The following is a 17949-nucleotide window of genomic DNA, read 5'->3' on the forward strand; positions in this document are numbered from 1 at the left end:
CCGTTAATCTGCAACCCCGACCCCGCCCACTCCGCCGTCATCGCCCGGGTCAGGTTCCGCAAACCGCCCTTCGCCGCGACATACGGCGCGATCGTGGGCCGGGCCAAATCCGTCTGCACCGAACAGATATTGATGATCTTCCCGTGACCCCGGCCAATCATGTGCCGGGCAGCCTCCCGGCCCACCAGGAACGCGCTCGTCAGGTCCGTGGAGATCACCCGCTCCCAGTCCTTCACATCCAGCTCCAGCATCGGCACCCGGTGCTGGATCCCGGCATTGTTCACCAGGACCTCCAGCGGGCCCACATGCTCCTCGACCCAGGCCACACCCGCCGCGGCCGCCGCATCGTCCGTGACATCAAACGCCACACCGTGCACCCGCCCCGGCGCGTACTCCCCCGCCATCGCCGCCTCCGCAGCCTTCAACCGCTCAACATTCACACCGTTCAACACCACCGTCGCACCAGCATCCGCCAACGCCCGCGCCAACGCATTACCAATCCCCCGGCTCGAACCGGTCACCAAAGCAACCCGCCCGCTCAAATCAAAAAGTGAAGTCATGAAGAGCAGCTCCTTCGCCGCGGCCTGCGCAGTGCGCGCAAGTGATTGTTCTTTGTCATCGGTCCTGTGCCGCCGTGTGCGGGCACAGTGCGCGAACGTACACTTGCGGTCCCAGTCGCGCCTTGCGGCAGGGCCACAACTGTACGTTCGCGCTTGTTTCGGAAGCTGCGCCCTAGAAGGGGCCGCGCTGCACGAGGTTGGCGGGGGTTTCTCCGGCGGCCAGGGCTTCGAGCTGACGCCGCAGGAGCTTCAGGATCCGGGGCTGGAAGGCGGACGCGTTGCCGCCGACGTGCGGCGTGATCAGGGCGTTGGGCGTGGACCATAACGGGTGGTCCTGCGGAAGCGGTTCCGGATCGACGACGTCGAGGGCGCACTGCAACCGGCCGGACAGGACTTCCTTGGTCAGGGCCGCCGTGTCCACCACCGGGCCGCGGCCGACGTTCACCACGAGGGCGCCATCGGGCAGGGCGGCGAGGACCTCTTCGCCAATCAGGTGGTGGGTGTGGTCGTTCAGCGGCAGCACCGAGACCAGGATGTCGTGGGTCGCGGCAAGTGCGGACAGCTCGCCGGAGGCGTGGACCTCGCCGTGCTCGTCGGTACGTGCCGAACTCCCCACCCGGGTGACAGTGACCTCGAATGGCACCAGGCGACGGGCAATTTCATGCCCGATCCCGCCCACGCCCACCAGCAGCACGCGCCGATCCGCCAGGGACTGGCGCCGCTCCGGCCGCCAGAGGCCGTACTGCTGGTCGCGGACGGCCTGGTCGATGCCGCGCAGTTTGGCGAGGATCAAACCCACCGCCAGTTCCGCCGTCGCCGCCGCATGCACGCCCGAGGCGTTCGCGACGCCGGCCGCCGAACCGGCGGCCTCAGTGACGCCGTCGTATCCGGTGGACTGCGTCTGGACGAACTTCAGTTCGTCCACCTGGGCGAGCGATCCCAGAACCGCGCTGGCGTTGATGTACGGGAGGATGACGCCGTCGATCTCTCCCAGAGTCGCGTCCTCGGGGTCCGACTTCATGTCCCAGACAACACCCCGCAGGCCCTCGGGAAGGGGTGCGAGATCGGCGAGCAGTTGCCGGTCGGGGAAGCTGACGGTGCGTACTGGTTGCATCGGAAACCTATCGATTCTGGAGAACGGGGGTGGACAGGGCGGGGCCGGTTTGGGCTGGCCCCGCCATTGGCAGCTTAGGCCGGGCGCCGGTCGAATGTGAGCCCGCCGGGGACCTGGAACGTGGGCATGAGTTCCAGCATGCCGACGTTCACGTGGCGGGGTGTTTCGATGGCGTAATCCATGGCGTTGACGATGTCGTCGGTGGTCAGGGATTCGTAGCCCTCGTAGTACGTCTTCCAGGCCTCTTCCATGGCCTCGGGCGAGCCGCCCATGTTGCGGCCGAAAATCTCGGTTTCGACGCGTCCGGGGCAGATCTCGGTGACGCGGATGCGCTTGCCGACGGTGTCGTTGCGCAGCTGGCGGGAGATCTGGTGCACGGCTGCCTTGGTGGCGTGGTAGACCGTGTGGCCGTAGAAGTTGTACAGGCCTGCGATGGAGCTGATGTTGATGACGTGGCCGCGGTCGCGTTCCACCATGCCCGGCAGCACCAGCCTGGTGAGCTGGAGCAGGCCACGGAGGTTGACGTCCACGAGCTCGTCGATGTCGCTCTCGGAGGAGTCCAGGATGTTGCCGGGCCGGGAGACGCCGGCACAGTTCACCAGGACATCGATTTCGAGATGTCCGACGGCGGCCGTCAGGGCTGCGGTATCGGTCAGGTCGACGATGTGGGGAATGGCGCCGGTCTTGTCGGCCAGGTCCTTCAGTCGTTCCTCGTTGCGGGCCACGGCATGGACGGTGAGTCCGCGCTTGGCGAGGCGCTCGGCAATCGCGGCACCCATCCCGGTTGAGGCGCCGGTTACGAGGGCGGTTGAGTAGTCTGAAAACGGCATGTAGGTCTCCTGGTGAGTAGTAAGTTTTAGGCGTCGCGCAGCGGAAGGTGTGCGCGGTCCTTGACGGTGCTGACGGCGGCAAGCGTGCCCAGCGCGGTGATCACCGCGTAGAAAGCAGGCATGTAGATGTTGCCGGTGGACGAGATCAGCCAGGTCATCAGCAGCGGCGCGGTTCCGCCGAAGAGTGCCGAGGAGATGTTGTAGCCCAGGCCGTAGGCCGAGTACCGGACGCGGGTGGGGAACAGTTCCACGATCAGGATGTGGATCACCGCGGTGTGCCCGGCGAAGACGACGGCCATGATGCAGGCGCCGAGGATGGCCAGGGCCATGTTGCCGGTGGCGATCAGGGCGTAGGCGGGGATGCCGAGGATAGCCATGGCGATGGCCGAACCGGCGATGACCTTCTTGCGGCCGATGCGGTCGGAAAGGGCACCCATGAACGGGATGGCGATGCAGATGACCACGAGGCTGCAGGCGGTGACCAGCAGGGCTTCGCTGATGGTGAAGTTGAGCTGCTTGCCCTTGAGGAACGTCGGCATGTAGGAGAACAGGACGTAGTAGCCGGAGCCGTTCATGAGCGGGATGAACAGGGCCAGCAGCATGGCGCGGCGGTGTTCGGCGGAGGCGAAGGCTTCCTTCAGCGGGTTCTTGGACAGGCCGCCCTCTTCCTTCAGCTTCTGGAAGTTGGGGGTGTCGCTGATCGCCTTACGGATGTACCAGCCGATGACGCCCATGGGGATGGCGACCAGGAACGGGATGCGCCATGCGAACGAGCCGAAGCCGCCGCCGTCGATCGCTGCCTGCGTGAGCCAGGGGGACATGGAGAAGGCGACCAGGGTGCCGGTGAGCAGTGCGGCGAAGGAGGCGATCTGGGCGTAGGAGGTGATGATGCCGCGCTTGCCTTCGGGGGCGTGCTCGGCGAGGAAGGTCATGGCGCCGGCAGCCTCGCCGCCGACGGAGAAGCCCTGGAGCAGGCGGAGCAGCACCAGCAGGATGGGGGCTGCGATGCCGATGGCCGAGTAGGCAGGCAGGAGCCCGATGCCGGCGGTGGCGACGCTGATCAGCAGGATGACAAAGACCAATAGCTTTTGCCGTCCGATCTTGTCGCCCAGGATGCCGCAGACGACGGCGCCGAGGGGGCGGACGAAGAAGGAGACTGCGTAGCCGGCAAAGACGAACAACAGGGCGTTGTCCGGGTTGCCGGGAGCCAGGAACACGAGCGCAAGCGTTCCGGCCATGAAGGCGAAAATGCCGTTGTCGTAGAGCTCAACAAAAATCCCGACGCACCCGGCGGTGACGACTTTCCGGGTCTGCCTCGCATCGAGGCGGTCGTGCTGCGGTGCACTGGCACGCGTTGGTGTAGACATTTTCATTCCTAACTTGGACTTGGTTCGAGGGGAGGTCATCGGTGTTCCTTAGCTGCCGGCTGCCGGTACGAGTTCCGGCCAGCCGGGCTCTTTGCCGATGCCAAGGAGGGCGAAGACAGTGCTTACTCGGGAACGGAGGTTTTCCAGTTCCCGTAATGCGGCCCGATGCTTTGCCGTGGCTTCGGGGACGGTGGTCTTGCGGAAGGTGATGGTGTGCCCGGGCCGGGCCTGGGCGAGGGTGTCGAGCGAGCGGCTGGTGACCACTGCCAGGACGGGGTACCCGGCGGTGACGCCGCGTCCCCGGTGCAGCACCAGCAGCTCTTCCCTGGACGGAACTTCAATGGCTCCCACCGGAACGCCGCGCGACAGCACTTCGGCTGACGACTGGCGTTCGGGAAGCGCCCCGCCGAGGCGCAGCCCGATGTGGTTGCTCCGGGCGCTGACGGTGTATTCGGTGTTGTACAGCAGCTCTGCTGTCCCGCCGAATTCTTCGACGTCCGGACCGTCCGTGACGTCGATGACCGCCCGGCTGCTGAACTCCGGCCGGGTCAGCCCCAGCCGGAACAGCGGAAGGTCAAAGTATGGCTGCCGGATTGGTCCGACGCTCCTGGAGGTCTTCAGCTCGGTGCCTTCGGAGAGCCGGAGACCGAAGCCGATGACGGTATCGGGGGCGCAGCTCCCGAGCAGTTCCGGAGCCTCCACCGAACCGTGGACGGCCAGGTATGCGCGAAGGCCGCCGGTGATGCGGCGGACCGCCACGGTCTCCCCCGCGGGGACGGACACCGGTTCCCACTGCGGGCATTCGCGGCCGCCGACCGTGAGGGTCAGCGGGGCGCCGGTGACAGCGATGAGGAGGTCCGTGGTGGCCTGCATCCGGAAGTCGAGGGCGGTGATTTCCAGCAGCGGGGCGTTGTCGGCGTTGGCGGCGAGGATGTTGGCCGCGCGTGCCGAGAACTGGTCGAGTGCCCCGTTGACGGGGAGCCCGAACCGGGGTCCGCGGAAGCGGCCCAGGTCAGTGACCACCGAGTTTCCGGGCTGCTGGATGATCAGTGACCCGCTCATCGTGCTGCCTCCAGTCGCCGTCCCGCGTAGTCTGCGAACTCTTCCGGCCGGATCTGGCGGAACGTCAGGCGGTCACCGGGCAGGTAGGGAACCAGGGGTTCGCTGGCGGCATCAAGGACGGTCAGCGGGGTCTGGCCGATGACGCACCATCCGCCGGGTGCCACCGCCGGGGCGATGACTGCCTGCCTGCCGGCGACGGCCACGGCACCTGCCGGCACGGAGAGCCGGGGGTCCTTCAGCCGCGGAACGGGGAGCGGAAAATCGGGGCCGTCCATCATGGGTGAGCCCGCAGGAGCGCCCAGGCAACGGATGACGTAGGACTTGGCCGTGTGGAGCGCGATGATCTCCTCCACGGAGAGCTGCTCGTGCTCGGCAACGCGCGCCAGGTCGGGGCCGTATTCGCCGCCGTAAACCACCGGGACGCTGAATTCGCGGGGCATGCGAACGGGTACGCCGGCATGCTCCAGCTGGCGCAGGCCGAGGAGGACAAATGCCCGGACCTGCCGCGCGGAGGTGGCCCCAGGGTCAAATTCCACGAGCAGCGAGTCGTACGTCGGCACTGCGCCGTGTACGCCGTCGGCCCCTGCAGTCTCAAGCCACTGCGCGAGGGAGTGGACGGTGCTCCAGTTGGCCTCCGTGTCAGCGGAGGAGGCCACGACCCGCAGGGCCGAATCCCCGGACTCGAAGATCTCCATGGGGGTTGGGTTTGGGGTGGCAGCCATCTCAGGCGACCTTCTCTTTGGCGGCCAGAACCTGGGCGAGCGGGGAGATGGTCACGCCGGCGTTCTCCAGCTCGGCGCGGACCTGGCGGGCCAGCTGCACCGCGCCGGGGGTGTCCCCGTGCAGGAGAACGGTGTCGGCAACAATCGGCAGGTCCGTGCCGGCGACCGTCTCGATGAGCCCTTCGCACACCATGCGGACGGTGCGCTCGACGATGGCGGCCGGGTCGTGGATCACTGCGCCCGGGCGGCCGCGGGGCACCAGGGTGCCGTCGGCTTCGTAGGCGCGGTCGGCGATACCAACGATGCCCACCGGGAGCTGCCGTTCAGCAGCGGCGTCCGCGAGTTCGCCGTCCTGCGCCAGGATGATGAGCCCGGGGTTCAGGCGGGCGGCTGCATCGGCGACGGCTGCCGCGTAATCGGGGCGGGTGGCGACGAGATTGCCGAGGCGGCCGTGCGGGGCAATGTGGGCGACGGTCGTGCCGTGGTAGGCGGCGAAGGCGCTCAGCGCACCGAACTGGTACAGGACGTCGTTGCGGACCTCATCCGCCGTCAGGTCCATGGCGCGCCGGCCAAAGCCGCGCAGGTCCGGGAAGCTCGGGTGCGCCCCGATGCTGACGCCGCGGCGGACGCATTCAGCGACAGTGGCGTGCATGATGTCCGGGTCACCGGCGTGGAAACCGCAGGCGATGTTGGCACTGGAAACCACCTCGAGCAGGGCAGCGTCGTCGCCCATCGAGTAGGCGCCGAAGCCTTCTCCGAGATCTGCGACGAGATCAACTGTGAGTCCCATTATCTGCCTTCCTGGGGTGGTTAGCAGCGGCCCTGCCCGCCGGGGCGAAGGGATCGGCTGCGCTGGTGATGAAGTGTGTCCGAACTGGCCCTGGCGAGGGTTCCCGGTTCGGTGCTGCCGGGCTACCGGCGTCTGCAAAAAAGTCTGGCACCGGGATTTGGCTCACACAAAGACGTAATCGGTGTCACGGGATAGGTGGTGGTTATGACCACCGCCGCAGTGGTGTCCATGACCGTCTCCTTCCCACTCTGTCGGGTCCGGCGTTTGGCGGCCCACCCTCGTTGCATTGAACATATGGAGCATTTATTTCCGAAATGTAAAAGAGGCCGGCAATTTCCGTAAAAGTGAATAACATGCAAAATGCATCTGCCCCCATTGGAAATTTGCATGTCACGGGAGGGGATAGAATGTACGCCTAGTGAAATAGCGTTCTGGGTTCAACCTAGTGTCAGCGATGCGGATCACACAAAGACCTATTGCGTATCCCTGCATAGCAACCCGTTATGACCTTCCGTGGGTTCAGGACGCCGCAACGAGAGAGGGCGGCCGTGGACACCAGGAAACTTGCGTACTTCGTACAGATAGTGGACTCGGGGAGCATCACCAAGGCCGCGGCGGCTCTGCACGTGGCCCAGCCGGCCCTGAGCCAGCAGGTTTCGGCGCTGGAAACTGAACTCAAGCAGCGCCTGCTGATCCGCAGCAAGCAGGGCGTGCAGCCCACGGCCGCCGGACACACGCTGTACCGGCACGCCCAGTCCATCCTGCGGCTCGTGGCACAGGCCCGTCAGGACGTTGCGAAGTCCGGGGCCGCGCCGTCCGGCCGGGTGTCCATCGCCATTGCGCCCTACAGCATGGCCTCGAGCCTGACTCCGCAGATCATCAGCGAAGTGGCCCGGCGTTACCCGGACATCGTCCTGCACGTCACGGAAATCTATGGCGGCGTCCTGAGTGAAGCCATCAAGAACGGCCGCCTGGACATGGCCCTCATCTACGAGCCCGGCCCCATCCGCGGTGTCCTGTTCACCACCATGATCGTGGAGGACCTGCACCTGGTGGTCAACGCCGCCAGGACGGACATCGACGCCGGAACGGGCGAGATCACGCTGGAGGAGGTGGCCCAACTCGGGCTCTTCCTTCCCGAGAAGATCCACACCCTTCGCCAGACGGTCGAGGCCGGCTTCGACAGCAAGGGACTGAAGCTCCAGCTCGTGGGCGAAGTGGAGTCGGTACCCTCGCTCACCCGGTTGCTGCGCGCCGACCTCGGGGCCACGATTTTGCCAAAGTCTGCTGCGGATGCGCTGTTCCATGAGGAGGACTTCAGCGTCCTGCGGATCGTGGATCCCGCACTGCAGTGCAAAATCGCGCTGTGCACGCCGGACCATGATCCACTCTCGGAGGCGGCGTCGGCTGTGCTTCTGGTGCTCAAGGAAATGCTGCAGGAAATGCTCAGCAATAAGTATGGCCGGTAGGTGCTCATAGGTTCCGCTTATTAGGGCACGCATCATTTGTCTTAGTAACCCGCTCCCCGGGATTCTAATATTGGCAGCAAGCCAAGAAATTGTGGAAAAGCACTTTCCACAAACAGAATCAACGGGGAGTCTGCCATGAAAAAGCTCAGCACCATCAGGAGAACCACCGACCCGAGCCTGGGACTTATGGCGAAAACCGGGTCCCACTGCCCCACCAACGGTTTCTGGCGGCCGGAGGACCGGTCCGCGGCTCCCATCTTCGTTTTTGAGGGCAGCATCATGCCGGTCAGCGGCGGCGGCTCGACGGTCTGGTACCTGGAGGACGCCGTTTTCGGCGCCCCGGCCTACCCGGTCCCCCACCGCGTCTGACCCAACTGTGTAGCAGCACAGGGCGTTCTCACCGCCGGGAACCCCCTGACCTGCTACCTACATTCGCTACCCAGGGCGATGAAAAACCGTACGACGGCGGCGCTGCCGCGGCTTGGGCTTTTCCGCTCACCACGCCACCAACTAGGTAGCACCTCAGGGCGTTCTGGGCGCTGGGAACGCCCTAAAGTGCTACCCAGTTTTCGTTCTGAGATGATTCGAAAAGTTTTTTTGATTGTGCCTCCGTCTGGTGCCGGATCGGCCCTTTAATGTCAGTGGCCCTTGGCAGACTGTGTTCATGGAAGGCATCGGGAATTCGGCACTGACAGCGGGGCCGCCGCACGGCGTTCTCCTGCAGGCTGCCGCAGCTCCTGCCGGCGATTTCCACTTCGACGCGTTCGCCAACGACGGGCTTCCGTACGACGATGATCTCGACGCCGCGTTTCCGGCGTCGTTGCCGGCGGACCCGTTTCCCGAGGCCCTGTTTGCGGACCGGCCCTTCGACGGGGACCTCTTTTATGACGACGGTGTTCCCTCCAGCGCCGCTACAACCTCCGGCTGGGTTCTCCCGGCAGCCGACCTCACGGCGAACAATGCCGGGCTCATCGACCAGGTCCGCGCGTATGAGAATTTCAAGTGCTGGGCTGCCGGGCAGCAGGCCCGGCTTTCCGTCACTTTCGAGGCCCGGCTTCGGCAGGAATCCACTGACCGGCCGCCACTGGCCGCCGAGGACCTGGGCAAAGATCTGCGCAGGGACCACGGCAAAGACCGGGACCTGGGTGCGGCCGGGCAGATCGCGCTCGCCCGGGGCGAATCCCCGCACCGCGGGCAACGGCTGCTCGGCACGGCCAAAGCCCTGGTGCAGATGCCCCACACCCAGGCCGCCCTGGACACCGGAAAGCTGAACGAGGAACGCGTCATGTATGTGGCGAAAGAGACCGCCTGCCTGAGCCCGGCTGACCGGGCCGCCGTCGACGAGGAACTCGCCGCCGACACCGGCACCTTCACCGGCGCCGGAACCCGGGCCGTCATCGCAGCCGTCCGGGCCGCCGCCATCCGGCGCGACCCCCGCTCCGTCGCCCAGCGCGCCAGCCACGCCGCCTCGGAGCGGAGAGTCAGTCTGCGCCCGGCACCGGACTGCATGACCTACCTGTCAGCACTGCTGCCCGTCCACGAAGGCGTCGCCGTTCTCGCGGCACTGACCCGGAACGCCGACGCCCTCCACGCCGCCGGGGACCCGCGCACCCGCGACCAGATCAAAGCCGACACCCTGGTCGAACGGACCACCGGCACCCCCGGCGGCATCACCGGCATCGAACTCAACCTCGTCATGACCGACCGCACCCTCCTCCAAGGCGACTCCGAACCGGCCCGGATACCGGGTTACGGCATCATCCCCGCCGACTTCGCCCGCAACCTGCTCACGCAAGGGCGGGAAGAGCAGTCTCAAGTCCAGCCAGCAGCGCCCGATTCAGCCCCGGGCCTGAAGGAACTCAAGACCTGGATCCGGCGGCTCTACACCGCCCCCGAAACCGGCGACCTCCTCGCCATGGACTCCAAACGGCGCCTCTTCCCGGCCCCGCTGCGCCGCCTCATCCAAATCCGCGACGACACCTGCCGCACCCCCTACTGCGACGCCCCCATCCGCCACCACGACCACATCATCCCCTGGCACAACGACGGCCCCACCACCCTGGCCAACGGCGCCGGACTCTGCGAAGCCTGCAACCACACCAAAGACCTCCCCGGCTGGGTTGTAAAACCCCGACCGGGACCGAGGCACACCATCGAAATCACCACGCCCACCGGACACACCTACCGGTCCACCGCGCCGCCGCTGCCCGGAACTAGGCTGGCCGAAAATAAACTGCAGGGCCTGGCCAGCCCCGGACTGGGCTGAGTGAAACCGGTCCTCCGGGAGCAGTAAGCGCCGGCAGCAAAATACGGCAGCAATAGGTGCGCCTCGGGCGGGACAGTAATACTGCCCCGCCCGAGATGATGGCCAACGCCGGTCTGGGCAGTCAGCCCACCCAGCGATACCTAACTACGCTGCCGACACTACGCGTGCTCGACCAGCAGCCCCTTGGCCTTCAGGACCTCGGTGAGGTTGCACAGCTCGATGGTGGTGCCACCGGCCTTGTAGAGGCCGATGAGGTCGCGTTCGGCGTCATCACGTTCCTGCGACAGGCGGATGACTTCCTCGATCTCGTCCTTGCGGACAACCACAACGCCGTCGGCATCGCCGCGGAGGACGTCGCCCGGGTAGATGATCTCGTCGCCGAAAACCACAGGGTGGTTGATCGGGCCGATGGTCTCCTTGACGGTGCCCTTGATGGAAACGCTGCCGGAGAAAACGGGCAGGCCCAGCTCGATCAGGTCCTGGGTGTCGCGGACGCCCGAGTCCGTCACCAGGCCAGCGAGTCCCTTGGCCTTCATGGCGTTGCCGAGGACGTCGCCGAACGTGCCGGCTTCCTCGTACTCGCCCGCCGCGGCCAGGACAACATCGCCGGCCTCGGCGTAGTGGATCGCCACCTGCAGCATGAGGTTGTCGCGCGGGGCACAGCGTACTGTGGTGGCCGGCCCGCAGAAGGACATGCTGCGGTCGATCGGCTTGATCCTGGAGCTGAGCGCGCCCTTGCGGCCCTGTGCCTCGTGGATCGTGGCCGAGGAGAACTGCGCGAGCCGGCGGACGGCGTCGGCGTCTGGTCGTTCGATGTTGGTCTTTACGTGGATCACGGAATTTTCCTTCATTTTGGTGGCGGTTGGCTGTGGTCCGGGGGTCGGTCAGCTGAGGGCCCGGACGGCCTTGTCGATGGCTGCGATGGACTCTTCGATGATGTCGAGGCTGGTGGCGTAGGAGATGCGGAAGTACGGGCCCAGGCCGTAGGCCGATCCCTGGATGACGGCGACGGAGGCGGCCTCAAGAAGGTAGAGCGTGAAATCCTCGTCGTTGGCGATGACCTTCCCCTCCGGGGTGGTCTTGCCGATGGCACCGCCGCAGTTCACGTACGCGTAAAAGGCGCCTTCCGGCGTCGCGCACGAAAGGCCGTCGACGGCGTTCAGCGCGGCTACCGCTGCATCGCGGCGGCTGCGGTAAACCTCGACGCTCTCCCGCACGAAGCTCTGGTCGCCGGAGAGGGCGGCGGCGCTGGCGGCCTGGCTCACGGAGGACGGGCAGGAGGAGATCTGCGACTGCAGCTTGTTGATCGCCGCGATCAGCGGGGCGGGTCCGGCGGCGTAGCCCAGCCGCCAGCCGGTCATGGCGTAGGCCTTGGACACGCCGTTGACGGCGAGGACTCGGTCCTTCAGCTCCGGGGCAACCTCCACCAGGCTCGAGATCTTGCCGGAACCGAAGTAGATCTGGTCGTAGATTTCATCCGTCAGGACGTAGACCTGCGGGAAGTTCGCGAGGACATCCGCCAGGGCCCGCAGGTCGGACCGGGAGTACACGGCGCCCGTGGGGTTGGACGGGGTGTTGAGGATGACCCACTTGGTCCGCTCGTTGAGCGCCCCGGCAAGTGCTTCAGGGGTCAGCTTGAAGCCCGACTCCTCACCGCAGGTGACAACCACCGGCGTGCCCTCGTTCGCGAGCACCATGTCCGGGTAGGAAACCCAGTACGGCGCGGGAACAACTACCTCGTCGCCGGCATCCAGCGAAGCCATGAACGCCGTGAAGATGACCTGCTTGGCGCCGCCGCCGATGGTGATCTCTGCCGGGGTGTAGTGGGTGCCGCTGCGCAGCTCGATGGTCTGGAGGATCGCCTTCTGCAGTGCAGGCGTGCCGGTGACCGAGGTGTACTTCGTCTCGCCCTTGCTGATCGCCTCAACCGCTGCGGCCTTGATGTGCTCCGGGGTATCGAAGTCCGGCTCGCCGACCGTCAGGTCCAGGATCCGGCGCCCTTCAGCCTTCAGTTCGCGAACGCGGGCAGCTGCGGCCACGCTGGCGGAAGACTTGATGCGGGACACTCGCGATGCAGGTACAAATTCAGACATGGTCTCTTCCTAGGGAGTCAGGAGGGAGCGATACTCGTTCCTTCGACACTAGGGAATCCCGGCCGGTATGGATAAGACCTAATCTGCGTGGACGGATAAGCGTCTCTTATGGACCGCCGTCGGACGTTTTGCAAAAGAACACAAGCCAAACTTTTCGGTTATGGCTCCACGCACTATAGGTATTTCCCCGGGTCCGTCCGCTCTGCCTAGCCTTCTAGGTAAATCCTGAACCCGAACCGAGGAGTGCTCTTGGCTGTTCTGCACCATGACGACGACCGCCGGGAGGGCTTCTACCGCTACCGGGGGACGGCCAAACCCGACAAGACAGCCGTGCAGGCCGAAAAGACACGCAAGCTGCTCCGGGACAGCCGGCAGCGGATTTCCTTCAATGCCACCAGCATGCGCGCCCTCTCCGTCCGGCTGAACCAGCAGATCGCGCAGGCGCTTTGCGACGGGATGAAGGTCACCCGCCTCGCCGAGGCCGCGGAGCTCTCCCGCTGGGCAGTCCGCACCGTGGGCCTGTCGGCCGATGACCTCATCCCGTCCGGGCTGCCGGCTGAGCAGCACCTTGCCGCGATCCGCCAGCTCAAGGCCGAGCTGGCTGAACTTGAGGAGTCCAAGACTGCGCTGGAAGACCGCCGCCTGGACCTCCTTGCAGCAGCACGACGACGGGGAGTTCTGGATGACTATGAGCTCGCCGCCCTCAGCGGCTTGCAGCGCGAAACGATCCGGAAGATGACGTGGGGCGTCCAGCCGGAATCCGGTGCTATCCCGGCGTAACTCTCCACCCGCCGTCGTCCGGTCCAGCCCTACCGTCCAGCCCTAGCTTGGCCGACTGAGCAAGCGTAGCGTCGAACTGCACGCTGTTGCTGGTTGCTCGGAGGTGGTCCCGATGGCTGGATGGAACGCTGATACGGCGGCGGGTCCGCTGGGGGCCGGGACGGTCACGCTGGTCGAGGGATCGTCCTTCTGCATCTCACTGCCGAACGGGGATATCAGCACAGAGCATCCGCATGGCCTCTTTGTGCAGGACGCCCGCATCCTCTCGGGCTGGAGCCTGACGGTCGACGGCCTGGCGCTGGAGCCGCTGGCGGCCGAGACGAAGGAGCCGTACCGGGCATTGTTTGTGGGACGGGTTCCGCGCTCGGACGGGTACGCCGACAGCCCGCTGATCGTGGAACGGCTGCGGGAGGTCGGGGCCGGCCTCCAGGAGCAGGTCACCGTCCGGAACTTCTCCCTCGAGCCGGTCGACTGCGTCATAGCCGTAAAGGTGGGAGCCGACTTCGCTGACCTCTTCGAGGTGAAGGAGGCACGGATCCTGCGGCGCTGGGACGAAAAACGGCAGGCCGACGGCGGTTCGCTCACCATTCGCGCGGCGTGGCAGGACGTCCGGAAGGGCGTGGTGGTCCAGGCCCCGGGTGCTGACGTTTCAGCGGACGCCGTGGCGTACCGGGCTACGGTTCCGGCACACGGACACTGGAGCACGGTCCTGACCGTACTGCCCAGCACCGAGGGATCCGATTCGGCGGTCGCTTTCGTCCATCCCGGGGGTGATGGCCTGTCGCCTCGGGACCTGCGACGGCGTGAGTGGGTGGCGAAGATTCCGGTCCTGCAGATGGGCAACCGGTCGGTGGAACGGACCCTGCGCCGCAGCTACGACGATCTTGGCGCGCTGCGGATCGAGGACCCCGACCACCCTGAGCGCGTTGTGGTGGCCGCCGGGGCGCCCTGGTTCATGACCCTCTTCGGCAGGGACTCGCTGTGGGCTTCCGTGATGGCGATGCCGGTGGACCCGTCGCTGGCGCTGGGCACGCTGCAGACCCTGGCCGACCGGCAGGGGAAAGTGGTGGACCTCATGACCGAGGAGGAACCGGGCAAGATCCTCCACGAGGTCCGGCTCGACGTGTCCAGCGGACTGTCGCTGGGCGGCAAGTCGGCCTACTACGGCAGCGTGGATGCGACACCCCTGTTCCTGATGGTGCTCGGGGCGGTCAGCCGCTGGGGCTTCGCCGAGGACACCATCTCCGCCCTGCTCCCCCACGCGGACCGTGCCCTTGAGTGGATCATGAAATACGGGGACAAGGACGGCGACGGCTTCGTCGAGTACGAGCGCCTCAACCCTCAGGGCCTCATCAATCAGGGCTGGAAGGACTCCTGGGATGGAATCAACTTTGCCAACGGCAAACTGGCCGAGCCGCCGATCGCACTTTGCGAGGTCCAGGCCTACGTCTACGTCGCTTACCTTTCCCGCGCCTGGCTGGCGTACGACGCCGGAGACACGGCTTTTGGGAATGAGCTCGCCGACCGCGCGGCCCGGCTGAAGAAACAGTTCAACGAGCAGTTCTGGATCCCGGAACGCGGGTACTACGCCATTGCCCTGGACGGCAAGAAACGGCAGGTGGACGCGTGCGCGTCGAACATGGGCCACTGCATGCTGCAGGGCCTCATTGACGAAGACAAAGCACCCCAAGTGGCCGAACGGCTGATGTCCCCCGAGATGTTCAGCGGCTGGGGCGTGCGCACCCTGGCCAGCGACATGGGTGCCTACAACCCCGCCAGCTACCACAACGGGTCGGTGTGGCCGCACGACAACGCCATCGTCGCGGCCGGGCTCCTCCGCTATGGCTTCGTCGAGGAGGCGCAGCGGATCGCCAGCGGCATGATGGATGCGGCCGAGTACTCCGAGGGCCGGCTCCCGGAGCTGTTCTGCGGTTTCAGCCGGGAGCAGCTCGCCGCCCCGGTGCCGTATCCGACGGCGTGCTCCCCGCAGGCCTGGGCAGCCACGGCACCGATCCAGCTGGTCACGAGCCTGATGCGGTATGACCCCGTCGTGTCCGCCGGCGGCGTGTGGATGGACCCGGTTCTTCCTCCGTCCTTCGGCGACCTGCACATCACCAACGCGCCCCTCGGCGGCGGCCGCATCACCATCGACATCGCCGATTCCGTTCCCTCGGTGCGCGGACTGCCTAAGGGGATGACGTTCCACCAGGGGCACCGTCCCTGGATGATTGAACTCGTTGAGCAGGCCGGTCACCGCCGCAGGGAGCGGCTGGAGAACTGGGGCCGGTAGGCGGCCAGCCCTCAGACCGCCAGCACCTGCCGCCCGGGGATGGCGCTGATCAGCTGGCGTGTGTACTCGTGCGCGGGGTTCCCCAGGATCTCTGCAGTGGCTCCGAGCTCCACCAGCTTGCCTGCCCGCATCACCGCCACCCGGTCGGAGATCTGCTGGACCACGGCCAGGTCGTGCGAGATGAACAGGTAGCTCAGGCCGTCCCGTTCCTGGAGTCCGGCGAGGAGGTCAAGGATCTGTGCCTGCACCGAAGCGTCCAGCGCAGACACCGCCTCGTCCAGGACGACCAGGTCCGGCCGCAGGGCCAGGGCCCGGGCGATGGCCACCCGCTGGCGCTGGCCGCCGGACAGCTCCGCCGGGCGCCGCTGGGCGAAATGATCGGGCAGCTGCACGGCGTCCAGGAGCTCGGCGACCCGGCCCCGCCGTTCCGCCGGGCTCCCCTCCGCGAAAGCCCGGAGCGGTTCACCGATGCTGTCCGCCACGCTGAAGCGCGGGTCGAGCGACGCGAAGGGGCTTTGAAAAACCACCTGGAACCGGCGGCGCAGCAGCCTGAGATTCTCGCCTTTGGCCGTCGCGAGGTCCGTACCGTCAAAGAGCACGGAACCGGCGCTGGGTTTCTCGAGACGCAGCAGCAGCCGGGCCACTGTGCTCTTGCCGGACCCCGATTCCCCCACCAGAGCGAGGGTCTCGCCTTTGCTGATGTCAAAGGAAACATCGTCGACGGCGGTGATGGCCCGGGCGCTGCCCGCAGCGCGCGGCAGGCTGAACACCTTGCGCAGGCCGGAGGCCTCCACCAAGGGTCGGGCTTCCACGGCACCGCCTGCCGCTCGGGCAGCGCCGGCGGCCGGAACAACAGCCCGCCGCAGCCGCCGCGGACTCAATCCCGGCGCGGCCGCGATCAGCGAGCGCGTGTATTCATCCTGCGGCCTGGTCAGCACGGAATCCGTGGGGCCCTGTTCCACAATGACGCCCTGCCGCATGACGATGATCCGGTCCGCCCGGTCCGCGGCCACGCCGAGGTCATGCGTAATGAGCAGTACGGCGGTTCCACGCTCCGCGGCCAGGGCCGCGATGTTGTCCAGGATCTGCCGCTGGACCGTCACATCGAGGGCGCTGGTTGGCTCATCGGCGATGACCAGCCGCGGCCTGGCGGCGAGCGCGGCGGCGATGAGGACCCGCTGCCGCATTCCGCCCGAGAACTGGTGCGGGTACTGCCGGGCGCGCGCCGCGGCGTCGCGGATCCCGCTCTCCTCGAGCAGCCGGACGGCTGCCTCGCGGGCAGCCTTTTTGGGCTGGATCCGGTGGATGGTCAGCGACTCGGCCACCTGCTCCCCCACCCGCTGCAGCGGATCCAGCGACGCCGTCGGATCCTGCGGGATCAGGCCGATCTCCTTCCCGCGCACGCTATGCCATTCCTTGCGGGTCAGGCAGGTGAGGTCGACGCCGTCGAACTGCACCGTCCCGGAGTCCCGGCGGGCGTTGCCGGGCAGGAGGTTGATGACGGAGTGCGCGGTGGTGGTCTTGCCCGAACCGGATTCACCCACGATGGCCACCACCTCGCCCGCGTTGACCTCAAAGCTGACCCCGCGGACGGCAGGCTGCAGTTCGCCGCCCACCAGGTAGGAGACGTTCAGTCCGTCGACCTTCAGCAGGGGCGGTCCGGCGGGGGCTGCGGTGCTGGCGGTCATCGGCTGGTCCTTGTCTGGAAGGCGTGGGAGATGCGGTTGGTGGAAAGCACGACGGCGGCAATCACCGCGCCGGGCAGGGTCACCAGCCACCACGCGGCCACGAGGTAGTCGCGGCCTCCGGCCACGAGGGAACCCCATTCCGAGGCAGGCGGCGGTGCGCCGAAGCCCAGGAAGCTGAGGGACGAGATCGACAGCACGGCCGCGCCGAACTCCAGCGCGGACAGTGCCAGCACCGGGCCGGCCGCGTTGGGCAGCACATGCCGGAGCAGGATGGAATGCCAGCGCACGCCGGAGGACCGCGCCGCCTCGACGTACACGGCCGTTCCCACCCGGAGCGCTTCGGACCTCATGATGCGGGCGAAGTTGGCCACGCTGGCCACGCCCACGGCGACGGCGATGTTGACCGTTCCGAAGCCGAGCACCGTGATCAGGGCGAGGGACAGCAGGAGGCTGGGAATGGCGAGCAGCACATCCATGACGCGCATGATTGCGTCGTCCACCCAGCCGCGCACGAACCCGGCCAGCAGCCCGAGGGCCGAGCCGGCCACGAGCCCAACGGCCACGGCAACCGCGGTGGCGGCCAGCGATGTCGCCGAGCCGTGTACTACGCGGGAGAAGAGGTCGCGGCCCAGGCTGTCCGTGCCGAACCAGTGCGTGGCCGACGGCGGCAGCAGCCGGTCCGCGGGCACCCCGGTGTCCGGCGGCCAGGAGGTGAAGGCTCCCGGGAAGGCGGCCCAGAAAAGCGTGGTGCCCAGGACCAGCACCGCCAGGAGCAGGTCGGGGTGCCGGAGGGGATGCCCCCCGGCCCGCCGCAACTGGCGGAGAATGCGCCCGTTGGCTCCTTCGGGCGGCGGACTCCCGGCGTCAGCCGGCACAGGGCCGCTGGCCGGTGCCCTGTCCAATAGCTGCTGCGACATC

General features: G+C 66.8%; 16 protein-coding genes. 5 read left to right on the plus strand and 11 right to left on the minus strand.

Annotation, left to right across the window (positions count from 1 at the left end):
* From ACFVTE_RS06500 to ACFVTE_RS06530, 7 genes are all read right to left on the minus strand, one after another.
* A partial coding sequence (locus tag ACFVTE_RS06500; protein ID WP_387098361.1) for an SDR family NAD(P)-dependent oxidoreductase occupies positions 1–560 on the minus strand: 560 nt, incomplete at its 3' end.
* 172 nt (positions 561–732) lie between these two features.
* Complete coding sequence (locus ACFVTE_RS06505; RefSeq protein WP_387098363.1) at positions 733–1674, minus strand: 2-hydroxyacid dehydrogenase; 942 nt, start codon at positions 1672–1674, stop codon at positions 733–735.
* A 74-nt stretch (positions 1675–1748) separates the two neighbouring features.
* On the minus strand, positions 1749–2504 hold the full coding sequence (locus tag ACFVTE_RS06510) for an SDR family oxidoreductase (RefSeq protein ID WP_387098365.1): 756 nt from the start codon (positions 2502–2504) through the stop codon (positions 1749–1751).
* A gap of 26 nt (positions 2505–2530) precedes the next feature.
* The gene (locus ACFVTE_RS06515) at positions 2531–3871 is read right to left on the minus strand and encodes an MFS transporter (RefSeq protein ID WP_387098367.1); all 1341 of its coding nucleotides are present in this window, start codon (positions 3869–3871) and stop codon (positions 2531–2533) included.
* Between the two features lie 48 nt (positions 3872–3919).
* A complete protein-coding gene (locus ACFVTE_RS06520) occupies positions 3920–4933 on the minus strand; it encodes a biotin-dependent carboxyltransferase family protein (protein WP_387098369.1) in 1014 nt (337 codons plus the stop codon).
* Positions 4930–5655 (minus strand): allophanate hydrolase subunit 1, encoded by a 726-nt coding sequence (locus ACFVTE_RS06525; protein ID WP_387098371.1) that lies wholly within the window; start codon positions 5653–5655, stop codon positions 4930–4932. Before ACFVTE_RS06525 ends, ACFVTE_RS06520 begins: the two co-directional genes overlap by 4 nt.
* Before the next feature lies 1 nt (position 5656).
* Complete coding sequence (locus ACFVTE_RS06530) at positions 5657–6445, minus strand: LamB/YcsF family protein (protein WP_387098373.1); 789 nt, start codon at positions 6443–6445, stop codon at positions 5657–5659.
* Positions 6446–6993: 548 nt separating this feature from the next.
* Between ACFVTE_RS06530 and ACFVTE_RS06535 the strand changes: the two genes are divergently transcribed.
* The 3 genes from ACFVTE_RS06535 (at position 6994) to ACFVTE_RS06545 (ending at position 10180) form a co-directional block, all read left to right on the plus strand.
* Positions 6994–7914 (plus strand): LysR substrate-binding domain-containing protein, encoded by a 921-nt coding sequence (locus ACFVTE_RS06535; RefSeq protein WP_387098375.1) that lies wholly within the window; start codon positions 6994–6996, stop codon positions 7912–7914.
* Positions 7915–8049: 135 nt separating this feature from the next.
* Positions 8050–8283: a hypothetical protein gene (locus ACFVTE_RS06540; protein ID WP_377952368.1), complete on the plus strand. Its 234-nt coding sequence runs from the start codon at positions 8050–8052 to the stop codon at positions 8281–8283.
* Positions 8284–8578: 295 nt separating this feature from the next.
* A complete protein-coding gene (locus ACFVTE_RS06545) occupies positions 8579–10180 on the plus strand; it encodes an HNH endonuclease (protein WP_387098378.1) in 1602 nt (533 codons plus the stop codon).
* Between the two features lie 158 nt (positions 10181–10338).
* Here ACFVTE_RS06545 and ACFVTE_RS06550 read toward each other — a convergent pair whose 3' ends face one another.
* A complete protein-coding gene (locus ACFVTE_RS06550) occupies positions 10339–11016 on the minus strand; it encodes a 4-carboxy-4-hydroxy-2-oxoadipate aldolase/oxaloacetate decarboxylase (protein ID WP_387098380.1) in 678 nt (225 codons plus the stop codon).
* Positions 11017–11064: 48 nt separating this feature from the next.
* Positions 11065–12273 (minus strand): aspartate transaminase, encoded by a 1209-nt coding sequence (locus tag ACFVTE_RS06555; protein WP_387098382.1) that lies wholly within the window; start codon positions 12271–12273, stop codon positions 11065–11067.
* 243 nt (positions 12274–12516) lie between these two features.
* Between ACFVTE_RS06555 and ACFVTE_RS06560 the strand changes: the two genes are divergently transcribed.
* Both ACFVTE_RS06560 and ACFVTE_RS06565 read left to right on the plus strand, forming a co-directional pair.
* Positions 12517–13053: a hypothetical protein gene (locus tag ACFVTE_RS06560; RefSeq protein ID WP_387098384.1), complete on the plus strand. Its 537-nt coding sequence runs from the start codon at positions 12517–12519 to the stop codon at positions 13051–13053.
* 112 nt (positions 13054–13165) lie between these two features.
* The gene (locus tag ACFVTE_RS06565; RefSeq protein WP_387098386.1) at positions 13166–15343 is read left to right on the plus strand and encodes a glycogen debranching N-terminal domain-containing protein; all 2178 of its coding nucleotides are present in this window, start codon (positions 13166–13168) and stop codon (positions 15341–15343) included.
* Positions 15344–15354: 11 nt separating this feature from the next.
* On the opposite strand, the gene ACFVTE_RS06570 is transcribed toward ACFVTE_RS06565, so the two are convergent.
* Together ACFVTE_RS06570 and ACFVTE_RS06575 are read right to left on the minus strand one after the other, a co-directional pair.
* Positions 15355–17031 (minus strand): dipeptide ABC transporter ATP-binding protein, encoded by a 1677-nt coding sequence (locus ACFVTE_RS06570; protein ID WP_387098388.1) that lies wholly within the window; start codon positions 17029–17031, stop codon positions 15355–15357.
* A complete protein-coding gene (locus ACFVTE_RS06575) occupies positions 17028–17948 on the minus strand; it encodes an ABC transporter permease (RefSeq protein WP_387098390.1) in 921 nt (306 codons plus the stop codon). The genes ACFVTE_RS06570 and ACFVTE_RS06575 overlap by 4 nt, the downstream gene beginning before the upstream one ends.
* Between the last annotated feature and the right edge of the window lies 1 nt (position 17949).

This window comes from Arthrobacter sp. NPDC058097, from assembly GCF_042884885.1.
In the GTDB taxonomy this organism is placed as follows: Bacteria; Actinomycetota; Actinomycetes; order Actinomycetales; family Micrococcaceae; genus Arthrobacter.

Bases quoted from the DNA above. Each gene is read 5' to 3' on its own strand.
- ACFVTE_RS06555 (WP_387098382.1), bottom strand. From the start codon at position 12,273: ATGTCTGAATTTGTACCTGCATCGCGAGTGTCCCGCATCAAGTCTTCC.
- ACFVTE_RS06570 (WP_387098388.1), bottom strand. From the start codon at position 17,031: ATGACCGCCAGCACCGCAGCCCCCGCCGGACCGCCCCTGCTGAAGGTC.
- ACFVTE_RS06505 (WP_387098363.1), bottom strand. From the start codon at position 1,674: ATGCAACCAGTACGCACCGTCAGCTTCCCCGACCGGCAACTGCTCGCC.
- ACFVTE_RS06525 (WP_387098371.1), bottom strand. From the start codon at position 5,655: ATGGCTGCCACCCCAAACCCAACCCCCATGGAGATCTTCGAGTCCGGG.
- ACFVTE_RS06575 (WP_387098390.1), bottom strand. From the start codon at position 17,948: ATGTCGCAGCAGCTATTGGACAGGGCACCGGCCAGCGGCCCTGTGCCG.
- ACFVTE_RS06510 (WP_387098365.1), bottom strand. From the start codon at position 2,504: ATGCCGTTTTCAGACTACTCAACCGCCCTCGTAACCGGCGCCTCAACC.
- ACFVTE_RS06520 (WP_387098369.1), bottom strand. From the start codon at position 4,933: ATGAGCGGGTCACTGATCATCCAGCAGCCCGGAAACTCGGTGGTCACT.
- ACFVTE_RS06530 (WP_387098373.1), bottom strand. From the start codon at position 6,445: ATGGGACTCACAGTTGATCTCGTCGCAGATCTCGGAGAAGGCTTCGGC.
- ACFVTE_RS06515 (WP_387098367.1), bottom strand. From the start codon at position 3,871: ATGTCTACACCAACGCGTGCCAGTGCACCGCAGCACGACCGCCTCGAT.
- ACFVTE_RS06540 (WP_377952368.1), top strand. From the start codon at position 8,050: ATGAAAAAGCTCAGCACCATCAGGAGAACCACCGACCCGAGCCTGGGA.
- ACFVTE_RS06565 (WP_387098386.1), top strand. From the start codon at position 13,166: ATGGCTGGATGGAACGCTGATACGGCGGCGGGTCCGCTGGGGGCCGGG.
- ACFVTE_RS06545 (WP_387098378.1), top strand. From the start codon at position 8,579: ATGGAAGGCATCGGGAATTCGGCACTGACAGCGGGGCCGCCGCACGGC.